The organism is Aquimarina sp. I32.4 (assembly GCF_002924285.1).
Classification (GTDB): Bacteria; Bacteroidota; Bacteroidia; order Flavobacteriales; family Flavobacteriaceae; genus Aquimarina.
The window spans coordinates 1-14,139 of record NZ_PGUB01000018.1 but is presented as its reverse complement, the minus strand read 5'-3'; the positions used below and the strand labels follow the sequence as shown (position 1 = coordinate 14,139).

Sequence of the window (14,139 nt, the reverse complement as noted above, 5' to 3'; positions counted from 1 at the left end):
CGGACAAAAAAAACTTAAATTTCTTTTTCACTAAGTTGTTTTAAATAGAGTTTTTTGTAATAACCGTCAGTGCTTACTAGTTGATTATGAGTTCCTTGCTGTGTTATTTTGCCATCTTCCAAAACAATAATTTTATTTGCATTTTTTGTAGTAGATACTCTATGACTTACAATAAAAGTTGTCTTGTTTTTAGAAATTTTACGAAGGTTATTCAGTATTTCTTCTTCTGTTTCTGTATCTACAGCAGATAAACAATCATCAAAAAGAAGTATTGCGGGATCTTTGATAATGGCACGAGCGATAGAGACACGTTGTTTTTGCCCTCCAGATAAGGTAATTCCTCGTTCACCTAAAATAGTATCATAACCTTTATTGAAGCCTATTATGTTTTTATGAACTACCGCATTTTTTGTGGCTTCATAGACTTCGTTGTCAGTAGCTGTTTCGTTACCGAATTTTATATTGTTTTTGATGCTGTCACTAAACAAGAAAGCATCTTGAGGAACATAACCAATATGTTTTCTTAGATCGATTAGATTTAGATTTTTGATAGGGGTTCCATCAATTTTTATTTCTCCAGATGAAACATCATATAACCTACCAATCAAGTCTAATATTGTTGATTTTCCAGCCCCAGTTTTTCCTACAATACCAATAGTTTCTCCGTTTTTAATATCAAAAGAGATATTTTGCAATGCGGTGATATTAGTATCATCGTAGGTAAAAGAAACATTATCAAAACTAATATTGCCCTTTATTTGTGATTTTTGAGTTACATTATTAGTGATTTCTGGTACTTGGCTCAGAAATTCATTTATCCTTACTTGAGAAGCTTCTGCTTGCTGTACAATAGAACTTACCCAGCCTACAGTAGCGACAGGCCATGTGAGCATATTGACAAAAATAATGAATTCAACAATTACCCCTAGATCTTGTATCGTTCCTTCAATAAATTGTTTCCCTCCGATATAAATAACCAAAATATTACTGAAGCCTATTAGTAATACCATCAACGGAAAAAATAAAGCCTGTACTTTTGCCAAATCCAGGTTTTTATCTTTACTGCTATTAGAGAGTTCAGTAAAATTTTTCTGAGTTTGAGGCTCTATACCATAAGCTTTGATAACAGTTATACCACTAAAAGACTCTTGTGTAAAAGTGGTTAGTTTTGATAAAAATTCTTGAACAATAGTACTACGTTTATGAATAGCAACACTTAACTTGTATATAGATATAGATAAAACAGGTAAGGGGGCTATTGTGTATAAAGTAAGTTCAGGAGCAATACTAATCATATATCCAATCACAACTACAAAAAGAGTAATTGTATTTACACTATACATAAGTGCTGGCCCTACGTACATTCTAACTTTGGATACATCCTCACTAATACGATTCATAAGATCTCCTGTTCTATTTTTTTTATAGAAATTAAGAGACAATTTCTCATAATGCTGAAACACTTCGTTTTTTAAATCAAATTCAATAAATCTAGAAACAACAATAAATGTTTGACGCATTAAAAAAGTAAAAAAAGCTGAAATAAGTAAAGCGCCTGCAATAAGAGAAATGTTAAAAATAAGCCCGCTTTTTACTTCAGCAATATCTGTGATTTCATGATTAATGTATTGCTCTACCACATCTACAGAATCACCAACTAATGTAGGAACCATTGTAGCAAATATCCTTGCAATTATGGTAATTACAAGCCCTACAATAAGACGAAATTTATATTTAAAAAAATACTTGTTTAAATGGCGTAATGCACGCATAAAAGATTAATATTTATAAACGAATTTATTAGTGAATTCGTAAAATTTAACAGCTTTTGATTTTATATTAGTAAAAATACACTATTTTAGCATCCTTATTTTGAGTATAATATAATTGTAACGTTTAAAAAAATCACAACATGATAACCGAAGTGTTTACTGCAAATCAACTTAAAAAAGAAGCTCCAGTATTTGGTCAACTCTCTTTTGATGATCATGAGCAAGTTGTATTTTGTCAGGACAAAGATACAGGATTGAAGGCAATAATTGGTGTACATAACACAATTTTAGGACCTGCATTAGGAGGAACAAGGATGTATGACTATGCTACTGAGTGGGATGCACTTAATGATGTATTGAGGTTATCAAGAGGAATGACTTATAAAGCTGCAATTACAGGATTAAACCTTGGGGGAGGGAAAGCTGTCATCATAGGAGATCCAAAGAAATTAAAGACACCAGAACTGATGACACGTTTTGGTAAATTTGTTGATACCTTAGGAGGTAAATATTATACAGCAGAAGATGTAGGTATGGAAACTTCTGATATGGATACTGTTCGAAAAGTTACTCCTTATGTAACTGGTATTTCTGAAGCCAATGGAGGAGCAGGAAACCCTTCTCCTGTTACTGCATACGGTGTGTATATGGGGATGAAAGCTGCTACCAATTTTGCATACGGTAGCGATGCTTTAGAAGGAAAACGAATTTTGGTTCAAGGGATTGGGCATGTAGGAGAAGAGCTAGTGCGTTTGACATCAGAAGAAGGAGCCAATGTAGTAATAAGTGATATTAATGAAGAGAGACTTTCTGCAATTAGTGCCAAGTATGGAGTAGAAATCTATAAAGGAAATGATCTGTATGAAGAAACAGCAGATATTTATGCTCCTTGTGCTCTTGGTGCTACAGTAAATAATGCAACTATAGATAAATTAAAAGTTAAGATCATTGCAGGAGCAGCAAATAATCAATTGGCAAATGAAAACATTCATGGTTCATTATTACAAAAGAAAGATATTGTATACGCTCCTGATTTCTTAATCAATGCTGGAGGAATTATTAATGTATATGCAGAAATAGCAGGATACGGTAGGGATCAGATTATGTCTAAAACTGAAAATATTTATGATACTACTCTTGATATTTTGAATAAGGCAAAAGCAATGAGCATTACTACCAACGAAGCTGCAATTAGTATAGCAGAGGATAGAATTGCTGCTCGTAAAAAAGAAAAGTAATTCGTTTAGAGTAAAATTACTTTATAAAATGAAAAGAGGTACTGTTTGATAAAAATTAATAGTGTTTTCTGAGCATTCTTATAAAACTAAAAACAGTACTAAAAATATTTAATAAAATCTATCTATAAAAAAAGGAATTTTGAGTTGGTAGATTAAAAATAATAGTATTTTTGCAGGGTAAAAGTGATAAGACACTTTTACCCTTTTTTAATATTAAGTTCTTTGTAATTTTTCTATGTTAACCAGAAGACATATTCGAGTAAAAGTAATGCAGTCCCTCTATTCTATGAAGCAGACGCAAAGTGGTAATCTTGATAAAGAAGAGAAATTTCTTCTTTTTAGTATTGATCAGATGTATGATTTATTTCTTATAAATCTTCAACTTCTGGTAGAAATTAGAAAATATGAGGCAGATTTTTTGAGCAAGAGTCAAAAAAAATACCTAGCCACCACAGAAGAAAAAAACCCTAATACCAAATTTGTTAATAACGAGCTGTTAATGTTGCTAGAAAAAAATGAGCAACTTGATACAGAACTCGAGAATAAAAAGATTAACTGTTGGCAGTTAGACGATGAATATGTAGCTATACTATGGAAAGAGATTAAAGAAAGTGATCTCTACAAAGATTATATGCATACTAAACAAAGTACTTTTAAAGAAGACAAAGATTTTGTAATCGATATTTTTAAGGAGATTGTAGCACCCAATGATAAGCTCTATGAATATATAGAGGATAAAAAATTGACATGGATTGATGATTTACCATTGGTGAATACTTCTATTATAAAAATGCTTAGAAAAATTAAGCCATCTTATGATGAATCCATGGTATTGCCTAAGCTGTATAAGGATATTGAAGATAAGAAATATGCTAGAGATATTTTTAGAAAAACAGCATTGAACGGGGAAGAGTATGCTAAAGAGATTGATGGTAAGACTCCTAATTGGGATCAGGATAGAATCGCAGAATTGGATAAAGCGATTATAAAAATGGCAATTTGTGAGTTTGTGAAGTTCCCATCAATACCAGTAAAAGTAACAATTAACGAATATTTAGAAATAGCAAAGGAATATAGTACGCCTAAAAGTAGTATTTTTATCAATGGGATTTTGGATAAAATCTCTAAAGAGTATCAAGAAAACGGCAAACTAAATAAGGTTGGTCGTGGACTTATGTAAAAAAATAGTATTTTTAACCCTCAAATAATTAAAAACCTAAGTAATGAAAAAAGGAATCTTAATTTTGGCCGGAATTTTTGCTATGACATTCGTGTCTTGTAAAGAAGATGCGGCAAAAAAAGTTAAAGAAGAAAATGTAGAAATGGCAGAAGGTCGTGATGCAAAAAACACAGATTTTCCTGTAATGAGTTTTGCTAAGACTGAGCATGATTTTGGAACAATTAATGAAGGAGATGTAGTAGAGCACAAATTCGAATTTACAAATACAGGTAAAGCACCTTTAGTAATTGTAAGTGCAAAAGGAAGTTGTGGATGTACTGTTCCACAATGGCCAAAAGACCCAATTGCTCCAGGAGCAAAAGGAGAAATGCTAGTTAAGTTTAACTCTAGTGGTAAGCCAAATCAGCAAACGAAGCAGGTAACTATAACTGCAAACACAGAAACAGGAAAAGAAATTATTAAAATTAAAGCTTCGGTAACTCCCAAAGCTAAACCTGTAAGTGGAACACCAGTAAGCAAATAATTTATGGATCAAATTCAACAGTTTCTACCTTTTATATTAATATTTGTGGTAATGTATTTTTTTATGATACGACCACAAATGCAAAAAGCAAAAAAGGAGAAAAAATTTGCTGAAGATTTAAAAAAAGGAGACCGTGTAGTAACAAAAAGTGGTCTTCATGGAAAAATTTTCGATTTCAGTGAAAAAAATAACGCTATTATTATTGAAACAGGAGCTGGTAAATTAACGTATGATAGATCTGCAATTTCATTGGAGATGAGTCAGAAATTAAACCAACCAGTAGAAAAGAAGTAATAACTAGCCTACTTATTTTAGAAGCGCGATAAAATTAAAATGATTTTATCGCGCTTTTTTTTGTTAATAGAATGTGTTGATTATGAGTTCTTCATAGTAACAATTCGTTGTGGTAAGGGAGCATCGTAGTTAGCTTGACCTAGAGCCTCTACAATTTTTTGTCTTGTATCCCAATATACGTTCCAATAGTCATCACAAGTAGAATAAGGTAAGGCAAGTAACTCTATACCGTTTGCACCTAGGTTATTTACAGCAACGCGAGGCGCAGGTTTTTGTAGTACATTTTTATCAGATATCATCACCTCCATTACAATTTGTTTGGCATTTTCTATATCAGCACCATATTGAATACCAAAAGGCATATCAACTCTCAAGTTACCAATGGTAGTAAGGTTGGTGATTGTTCCAGCTGTGATTGTTCCATTTGGAATGATTTCTGTTTTGTTCTGAAATGTCTCTAGAACCGTAACAAATACAGAAATTTCTTTTACAAAACCCAACTTTCCTCCAGTTTCTATAAGGTCACCAACCTTAAATGGACGAAACACCAAAAGCATCACTCCCGCAGCCATATGACCCAAAGAGCCATTAAAAGCACCGCCAATTGCTAATCCTACTGCGGCTAATAAAGCAGCAAAAGTAGCGGTTGGAATACCTACAATCCCTGCAATGGAAATAAATAAGAGAACTTTTAGTAGAAAATTAACCAGCGTAACAAGAAACGGTTTTAATGTGTGATCAACTTTGCTCTTGTCAAACGTTTTTTTGATAGCTCTCATGACTAATTTTATAATCCAAAGACCTATAATTAAAGCAACAACACCACCAACAATTTTTAATCCATACTGTCCAACACCTTCTTGAATAGAATTAAAAAAGCCACCAAGAGAATCGGTAATAGTACCGCTTGCCTTCGAGGTGACTTCTATAGTTGTGTCAGTAATCTTTTCTGTAATTTGCATGATTTATGTTTTAAGTGATTAAATAGTTTATAACATAAATCTACTACTATCATAAAATCGTCATAGTGGGATCAAATGATAAAACTGAACAAAATCGTTTAAAGTACTGAATACTCGATAAATTGTATTACTTCTTTGCCGTAAGTTCAGCAACTTTTACAATTACTTCTACTGCCTTTATCATGCTTTCTACAGGGACATACTCATATCTACCATGAAAATTATGTCCTCCTGCAAAAATATTAGGACAAGGTAATCCCATAAAGCTTAATTGAGAGCCATCTGTTCCTCCTCTAATAGGTTTTATTACAGGAGTGATGTCTAGAGATTTCATAGCTTCTTCTGCAATATCAACAATATGCATCACTGGCTCAACCTTTTCTCGCATGTTGTAGTATTGATCTTTGATTTCTAGTTGTATTACTTCGTTGTCATGCTCTGCGTTAATTTTGTCGGCCAGTTTTTTCATGGTTTCTTTTCTAGCTTCAAAGAGTTGTTTGTCATGATCTCTTATGATATACTGTAGTTGAGTTTCTTCTACATCACCTTTTATAGTATGTAGATGAAAAAAACCTTCTCTACCAGTTGTATGTTCTGGAGTTTCTAATCTAGGTAACCCATTAATGAAATCTTGAGCGATATACATGCTGTTTATCATTTTTCCTTTGGCATACCCAGGATGTACAATTTTTCCTTTTACGGTAACTACAGCCCCTGCTGCATTAAAATTTTCGTATTCAAGTTCTCCGATCTGACTACCATCCATGGTATATGCCCAATCAGCACCAAAAGTGGCTACATCAAATTTATGTGCCCCACGACCGATCTCTTCATCTGGGGTGAAACCAATTCTAATTTTTCCGTGCTTAATCTCTGGGTGCTGTATCATATACTCCATTGCAGTAATAATCTCTGTAATTCCTGCCTTATCATCAGCTCCTAGTAAGGTAGTACCATCTGTAGTGATAAGTGTTTGTCCTTTGTATTGTTTTAGGTCTTCAAAATAATCAGGAGAAAGAACGATGTTCTCTGAAGCATTAAGCATGATATCCTTCCCATCATAATTCTCTATAACTTGTGGGTTTACATTTGCTCCAGTAAAATCTGGGCTCGTATCAAAATGCGAAATAAAACCAATAGTAGGTACTTCATGTGCTACATTAGAAGGTAATGTAGCCATGATATATGCGTTTTTATCAATAGTAACATCTTCTAGGCCAATAGCTTTTAAATCTTCTACCAGTTTATTGGCTAGATCCCATTGTTTTTCTGTACTGGGAGTGGTATTGCTGTTAGGGTCACTTTCAGTATCAATAGTTACATAACTGATGAACCGTTGTATAATATGTTGTTTTGAAATCATTACAAATAATATTTTAGTATCTGAAGAATTCAAAAATACACTTTTATTAGAACCTTGTATGACTTATTTTTGCGCAAGTAAAACTATAGTTAATGTATAAGCCTCTATTACGACCGATATTATTTTCTTTTGATCCAGAAAAAGTACATCATTTCACTTTTAGAATGATCAAATTTTTATCCAGAATCCCATTAGTACCATCACTTTTTAGAGGTATATATCAGGTAAAAAATACTGAATTGGAACGAGAGGTTTTTGGATTAAAATTTAAGAATCCAGTAGGACTAGCGGCTGGATTTGATAAAAATGCGGTATTGTATAATGAGTTAGCTAATTTTGGGTTTGGTTTTATAGAAATAGGAACAGTAACCCCAAAAGGACAAGAAGGAAACCCTAAAAAAAGATTGTTTAGACTAAAAGAAGATCAAGGGATTATTAATAGAATGGGGTTTAATAATGAAGGATTGCAGGCAGTAATACACCAACTTAAAAAGAATAAAAATAAATTGATTATCGGTGGAAATATAGGAAAGAATACTGATACAGATCCAGAAAATTATACCAAAGATTATATAACATGTTTTGATGCATTACACCCGTATGTAGATTATTTTGTGCTTAATGTAAGTTGTCCAAATGTGGGGAGTCATGCAAAGCTAAATGATAAAGAATATTTACTTGAATTAATACGGGCGGTGCAACAACAAAACAATTCATTTGAAAAACAAAAGCCTATCGTATTAAAAATCGCACCAGACTTAAACCCCAATCAATTGGATGAAATTATAGAGCTGGTGGCAGAAACCAGCTTAGATGGTGTCATTGCTAGTAATACCTCTGTGACTAGAGATGGGTTGAAAACCTCTGAAGAAAGGATAAAAGCTATTGCAAATGGTGGATTGAGTGGTCAGCCTATAAAAAATAAGAGTACAGAAGTTATACGATACTTGTCAGAAAAGAGTAATAAGGCTTTTCCTATTATAGGAGTAGGAGGGATTCATAGTGCAAAAGATGCTGTAGAAAAAATAGAAGCAGGAGCAAGTTTGATACAGATATATACTGGCTTTATCTATGAAGGACCTAGGTTGATAAAAAATATTAATAAAGCATTACTTCGTAAATAGAGATGAATTACGAAATCCTCTATACTTTTGTTTTGGCAACATCGGCATTAGCTATCTCACCTGGGCCTGATAATATATTTGTATTGATGCAGAGTGTGGTACATGGCAAAAAATATGGGCTGGCTGTTGTAGCGGGCCTTATGTCTGGATGTATTATACATACTACTCTGGTTGCCTTTGGGGTATCTGCTGTTATCAAGCAAAGTGATATGCTTTTTTTTGCTATTAAGTTGTTTGGAGCGTTGTATTTATTCTTTCTTGCGTATAAAGTGTTGAGAAGTAAAGCAGCAGTAAATCTTACAGATGATAGTATACCCAAAAAAAGTCTAGGGCAATTATTTAAACAAGGATTTGTGATGAATGTATTGAACCCTAAAGTATCTATATTTTTTCTCGCATTTTTCCCAGGTTTTTTATTTAGTAAAACCATTAGTAGTATAACTCAGTTTTATGTATTAGGATTGCTTTTTATAATAGTTTCATTTACTGTTTTTGGATTGATAGCAGTTCTGGCAGGAGCTATTTCTGAACGTCTTAAGCAAAACTCAAAAATTGGACTTGTATTAAAATGGCTTCAGGTTGTTGTTTTTGTAAGTATTGGAGTTTTTATTCTCATTTCTGGGAAATAAAAAGTTACAAGCCACAAGGTGATTAATTGTTGATTTTTGTTCATACTGAGAAGGTCGTTTGTTATACTTATCTAACTTTTATAAGATAATAGAATAAAGTCCTAAAGATAAGATATGCCTTATCTTTAGGACTTTAAATTAAAGCTATTTTTCTAGGTTGTAATATTCTTTAAGATCCTGAAAACTTGAAAAATTAATACTATGTGTATCACTGCTCGCAACTAATATAAATCTAAGCCTTAGATTAGATTGAGTAAAAGTGGCACGTAAAGTGGCTTTTCCAACTTCAATTTTATCAATTTCTAATATTATTTCCTGACCAAGACTAAGCGGTAAAGTTTCCCAATATTCATTTCCAGTGACAGTTACATATGCATAAACGAGACCTGTGTCAAATATTTCTTGTGTCAGTTCAGGAATATCAAAAACAGTATCTCCATTGGATATGGTCTGATCTTCAAATAAAACAGAAACTACATTAGCATTACCATCCTGTCCATCAACTCCGTTTTGCCCATTAGTTCCATCTTGCCCATTAACTCCTTGTTCTCCTTGTGGACCAGTTGGACCAACAGCGCCATCCTCTCCATCTGAGCAAGAAAATGTTAGTAATGTAATAATTGCTAAAAAAAAGTACTGTAGTTTTAATTTTTTTGTTTTCATAATGTGAAATTTTAATTATTTAAAGTTTTAATTGTTTAAAGTTTTACACTCATAGAAAAAGAGGAGTTTTTTAATTGATGGCCACTAGTTCACTTTTGGTAACCAGTCTCCCATTTGCTTTGCGTGTTTCTTCTTTTACCATTCCTACACCTTCTGCGATCCATTGTTTAGAATGTTGTGTTTTGGTCATTCCCATCGTTAATTGGTTAGTGTATGTAATTACATAACAATCAAAGGTTCCTGCAGAAGTAGTAATTTGTTCTTTGGCAATTACTTTTCTGTTTAGCATAGTGGTAGTCATGTTTATATTCATGATTCCAGCATTTACAGACATGTGTACAGATGCATCTGGTAGCTCTTGATTAATTTCGAGAGTGTTGGGGATAGAGATATCATCACCAGTAATGCTATATTGCATATCACTATATTGATCAAGTATTCCTGGTGCTATAAAAGATTCTGGATCCAATCGAGTAGTATTATTAGAACAACGCGCTTTAAATGATGAAGAGATAATATGTTTGTTATTTCTGCCATCTGTCAAATCCATTGTGATAGTAATGATGCTTTGCTCACCAGTATTCTCAACTTTAGTGACCTTATATTGACTAATGATTTCAAGGTGTTCTCGTTTATCATATTGATGTATCGTCAATGTTTTTCCTTCCTGACTAGCATAAAATTTACTGCAATTGTTGTTTTGAGCAAATACCGATGATAGTGTTAGTATTGCGATTAAAAAAAAGATATGTTTCATAGGTTATTTTGTTAACAGTTACTTATTTTGATAAGTAGTACGGTAGTTTTATAGGTACACCTAAGTTAGATTAGAGTAATCAAATATTGTTGGTATGATTTCTTGATTAGGATCAATTTTTTATATTTTAATAAACTCTACTCTTCTATTTTTTGCTTTTCCTGATACAGAGATGTTATCTGCAATGGGATTTGCTTCTCCTTTTCCTTCAATTTGTATTCTGCTAAATCGTATGTCATATTGCTCTACAAGTATCATTTTAATCGCCTTTGCTCGTTGTTCAGAAAGTTTTTTATTGCTTTCTGCATTTCCATCAGTATCAGTATGACCTATAATCTTTATTTTCATATTTGATTCGTCTTGTAGGGCTGTAGCAACCTCCTTTATGATGGTTTCTGTTCCTCCAGTGATGGTTGAAGATCCAGTTTTAAAAAGAATAGCGTTGGTAGATAATCGTCCTTCGGTAATCAGTTTACTTCGATTATCTTTACCGCTTTTAGTGATCTTGAAATCAGTAATATATACTTCGTCTTTGCCGTTAGTATCTCTTAGTCCTTTGGTGTGAATTTTAAATACATTAGCTCCTTCTGGTATTAATCTAGGAATATCTATTATTTTATTTTCATTCATCCAAACACGCATTCGTGTTTTGTTGATTGCAATAGAGATGTGGGATTTTCCATCTATTTGAGCACGATAGTCTTTTCCTATGGCATTGCGAATTTGGCGTTGTCCGTTTACTACTTTTTCTACAACTCCTTGAGATCCGATAAACTGACAAGGAGAAAGTTCTACCATACACCAATTTTTTGATTGATTAAAACCAGTATGATCTTCTAGTAAAAGTTTAATCCAGGATTGAGAACTGGTTTTGTTGTCTAATCCTTGAGTAAGAAGATCAAACTCGATTGTATAATTCTCAGGTAATGTTTCTGTTGTTGTAGGAACATACTTGGAGTTACCTCCTAGACGTAACCATTTTTTACTGTTAATGAGTACGATTTCGCCAGAACCATTTGTATCCCATTTAGCGGGGAAATCACCTTGAGTATCGTTTGTAAAACGGTCTTGAAAAATAATTATATTACCTGCTTCAAAATCTGAAGCACGATTGATTTCATAGTGTGTTGAACTTCCTATAATGGTTTGGTTTTTCTTCTTGCTCTTTTTCTGTTTGTTTTTCTTCTTATTCTTTTTTCTTTTCTTTTCAAAAACTTCATCAAGGCCTTTATCAGTATTTTTTTCTGTTTCCTGCTCTATACGCTTTTCAATAGTACGTTTTGCGGCTTCTTCTGCTTTTTTTTCTAATCTCTTTAGTAGCTGTGCATTACTTATTGTGGTGCTTAATAATACTATAAGAATGCAAAGTGTTTTTGTTGTTTTCATCGTTTTTATTTTCACTCCCTTTTATTAGTTTTTCATTGATCTGGTTGAGCTTCCAGTATTTTTTTTTCGATGGTCTTACCTAAAGAATCTTTTTGTTTTTGTGTAAGTTTTTTTGCTTGTAGGTAATAGCTGTTTTTGTATTCTAATTTTTGCTCAGAAGAGATATCCATTTTTTCTAATAGTTCTAAAAAATTAATTGGTTTCCCATTTGATTTTCCATCCATATTCTCTCCAAAAATGCTGGATAGCACATTGGTTTGCATATCCAAAAGGTTGTCTTTCTTTACAGTTTTTTTATCCGTTTTTTTTGCTTCTTTATTTTGTGCGTTTATCGACTGTAAAGTCAAAAAAGTGATGATTATTGCTAAAATTGGTATTGTTCTCATTGTTTTTTGTTTTATAGGTTAATGAGAGGATTATCAATAAGGTAAATGGTAGTGTCTCTAATTTTTTAATAAATTTTTCTTATTTTTTGAATTTCACTTCTTTAATTATCTTGTTTTTATATGTGATTCTTAATGTATAGAAACCAGGTTTTAGGTTATTTATATTTAGATATATATTGGTTGAGTTGAGATCATTGAGGTGGCCTGTGTATTTTTTGTTTTTACTCATGCCCATAAATTCAATGGATAAATCAGACATTGTTTTTTTTGATTCGATGGTAAAACTAGAATATGATTAGAGAGATCGTTATGGAGTATGTAACAAAGGCTATGAATTATGTAACATTGTAGAAAAAGGGTAATTTCCCTATGTTTTTAGGGGTGTTTGTAGGAGAGTTTTGGGATGAATTGTGAAAGGGGAGTATCTATTTTTTTGTAGCATACTCAGAAGGGGTACACTTATATGCTTTTTTGAAACATTTAGTAAAGTATGAATGATCATTAAAACCTACGGCATAGCCAACTTGTGATACATTTGTGTCAGAGCTTTTGAGTAGTTGAACCGCTAGTTTAAGGCGCTGAGATCTGATAAATTCTGAAGAGGTTAATCCAGTTAATGCTTTTAGTTTTCTGTGTAATTGCATTCTGCTCATGCTTAAAGATTTACTGAAATCTTCAACATTAAAAGAGGGTTCTGTTATTTTCTTATCCAATACTTCTTGCACCTTGTTTAAGAAGTTTTCATCAATAGAAGTTACGGCAATCTCTTTGGGGGTTAAGAATACTTCCTGACTATACCTATGTTGTAGTTTTTTTCTGAGATTTAATAAGTTGTCAACTTTTGTTACTAGTATTTTTTGATTAAAAGGCTTAACCATATACTCATCAGCACCAGTTTGTAGTCCTGATAATTCATTTTCTTCTCCAGCTTTTGCGGTTAATAAAATGATTGGAATATGGCTAGTGCGCTCATCATTTTTTAATTCTTTTGTAAGCGTTATCCCATCTTTTTTAGGCATCATAATATCAGAAATGATAATATCAGGAATATGCTTGATGGCCATTTCGTATCCTTCTTTTCCATCTATAGAGCTAATAATATGATATTGATTAATAAAAATATCTTGTAATAGTATGTTTAGGTCTTTATTATCTTCAATGATTAATAAAATAGGAAGCTCTTTGTTTTTGAGATTAAATTTGGAATCATTTGTAAGAATGTCAGTACTTTTAGACGCAGTATGAGAGGTAATGTTGTCTGTGTTTTGTTCTATAATTGTGGCGTTTTGTATTGCATTTTTATCTAATGAGATGACAAGACTAAAACTTGTCCACTCATTAGGCTTACTGTTTACAGAGATAGTACCTTGATGTAATTTTACAAGTTCATTGACCAAAGCTAATCCAATACCAGAGCCAGATTGAAAGTCATGAGTTTGGTAAAAACGTTTAAAAACCAATTGTTGTTGTTCTATAGAAAGTCCTTCTCCTGTATTTTTGATATTTATAAAAAGATTATTTTTTTTAATATGCGCATTACAGATAATAGAGCCATTCTCTGGGGTGTATTTTATAGCGTTAGAGACTAGGTTAGTAACTATTTTATATAGCGCATCCTGATCCAACCACCCTTTTTCTTTATGGTTATTTAGGTACGTAAGGAAATTAATATTTTTTGGCTATATTCTACTATATGACTGATTCAGTTGTTGTTTTCCAAATTTGCCATGCATTTTGTCCAGCAAGGGCATAGTAGGCAAAGGATTTGAGCCGTTGGTTATTCTCTTTTATGCGTTCCAAGACCATAAACCAGTTCATATAATTCTGTAGATATTTAGTTGCCACTCCATTAAATGGTTTCA

The 14,139-nt window shown here is 32.5% G+C and carries 14 protein-coding genes; 6 read left to right on the top strand and 8 right to left on the bottom strand.

The features are described 5' to 3' along the window. Positions 1-14 precede the first annotated feature (14 nt). The gene (locus CVD18_RS05975; protein ID WP_103864538.1) at positions 15-1,772 is read right to left on the bottom strand and encodes an ABC transporter ATP-binding protein; all 1,758 of its coding nucleotides are present in this window, start codon (positions 1,770-1,772) and stop codon (positions 15-17) included. A 140-nt stretch (positions 1,773-1,912) separates the two neighbouring features. On the opposite strand from CVD18_RS05975, the gene CVD18_RS05970 reads away from it, so the two are divergent. The 4 genes from CVD18_RS05970 to yajC all read left to right on the top strand — a co-directional run bounded on the left by CVD18_RS05970 (position 1,913) and on the right by yajC (position 5,007). Beyond that, positions 1,913-3,010 (top strand): Glu/Leu/Phe/Val dehydrogenase, encoded by a 1,098-nt coding sequence (locus CVD18_RS05970; protein ID WP_103864537.1) that lies wholly within the window; start codon positions 1,913-1,915, stop codon positions 3,008-3,010. 235 nt (positions 3,011-3,245) lie between these two features. Further along, positions 3,246-4,190 (top strand): transcription antitermination factor NusB, encoded by a 945-nt coding sequence (gene nusB / locus CVD18_RS05965; protein WP_199185041.1) that lies wholly within the window; start codon positions 3,246-3,248, stop codon positions 4,188-4,190. 43 nt (positions 4,191-4,233) lie between these two features. After that, positions 4,234-4,713: a DUF1573 domain-containing protein gene (locus CVD18_RS05960; protein ID WP_103864536.1), complete on the top strand. Its 480-nt coding sequence runs from the start codon at positions 4,234-4,236 to the stop codon at positions 4,711-4,713. Between the two features lie 3 nt (positions 4,714-4,716). Further along, positions 4,717-5,007 carry a preprotein translocase subunit YajC gene (gene yajC / locus CVD18_RS05955; protein WP_103864535.1) on the top strand — a complete coding sequence of 97 codons (291 nt, stop codon included), beginning with the start codon at positions 4,717-4,719 and terminating at the stop codon, positions 5,005-5,007. An 80-nt stretch (positions 5,008-5,087) separates the two neighbouring features. Here the strand turns inward: yajC and CVD18_RS05950 are convergent, their stop codons facing one another. After that, positions 5,088-5,969, bottom strand: coding sequence for a mechanosensitive ion channel family protein (locus tag CVD18_RS05950; protein ID WP_103864534.1), 882 nt, complete (start codon positions 5,967-5,969; stop codon positions 5,088-5,090). A gap of 127 nt (positions 5,970-6,096) precedes the next feature. Beyond that, positions 6,097-7,332, bottom strand: coding sequence for a peptidase T (gene pepT / locus CVD18_RS05945; RefSeq protein WP_103864533.1), 1,236 nt, complete (start codon positions 7,330-7,332; stop codon positions 6,097-6,099). Positions 7,333-7,424: 92 nt separating this feature from the next. On the opposite strand from pepT, the gene CVD18_RS05940 reads away from it, so the two are divergent. Together CVD18_RS05940 and CVD18_RS05935 are read left to right on the top strand one after the other, a co-directional pair. Continuing rightward, the gene (locus CVD18_RS05940; RefSeq protein WP_103864532.1) at positions 7,425-8,456 is read left to right on the top strand and encodes a quinone-dependent dihydroorotate dehydrogenase; all 1,032 of its coding nucleotides are present in this window, start codon (positions 7,425-7,427) and stop codon (positions 8,454-8,456) included. 2 nt (positions 8,457-8,458) lie between these two features. Further along, complete coding sequence (locus tag CVD18_RS05935; RefSeq protein ID WP_103864531.1) at positions 8,459-9,085, top strand: LysE family translocator; 627 nt, start codon at positions 8,459-8,461, stop codon at positions 9,083-9,085. 144 nt (positions 9,086-9,229) lie between these two features. Here the strand turns inward: CVD18_RS05935 and CVD18_RS05930 are convergent, their stop codons facing one another. From CVD18_RS05930 to CVD18_RS05900, 5 genes are all read right to left on the bottom strand, one after another. After that, positions 9,230-9,748 (bottom strand): collagen-like protein, encoded by a 519-nt coding sequence (locus CVD18_RS05930; RefSeq protein WP_103864530.1) that lies wholly within the window; start codon positions 9,746-9,748, stop codon positions 9,230-9,232. A 70-nt stretch (positions 9,749-9,818) separates the two neighbouring features. Then, the gene (locus tag CVD18_RS05925; RefSeq protein WP_103864529.1) at positions 9,819-10,505 is read right to left on the bottom strand and encodes a hypothetical protein; all 687 of its coding nucleotides are present in this window, start codon (positions 10,503-10,505) and stop codon (positions 9,819-9,821) included. Positions 10,506-10,625: 120 nt separating this feature from the next. Then, positions 10,626-11,891 carry an OmpA family protein gene (locus tag CVD18_RS22325; protein WP_146052717.1) on the bottom strand — a complete coding sequence of 422 codons (1,266 nt, stop codon included), beginning with the start codon at positions 11,889-11,891 and terminating at the stop codon, positions 10,626-10,628. A gap of 32 nt (positions 11,892-11,923) precedes the next feature. Beyond that, positions 11,924-12,277, bottom strand: coding sequence for a hypothetical protein (locus CVD18_RS05910; protein WP_103864526.1), 354 nt, complete (start codon positions 12,275-12,277; stop codon positions 11,924-11,926). Positions 12,278-12,702: 425 nt separating this feature from the next. Further along, positions 12,703-13,902 carry an ATP-binding protein gene (locus CVD18_RS05900; protein WP_103864524.1) on the bottom strand — a complete coding sequence of 400 codons (1,200 nt, stop codon included), beginning with the start codon at positions 13,900-13,902 and terminating at the stop codon, positions 12,703-12,705. Positions 13,903-14,139 lie beyond the last annotated feature (237 nt).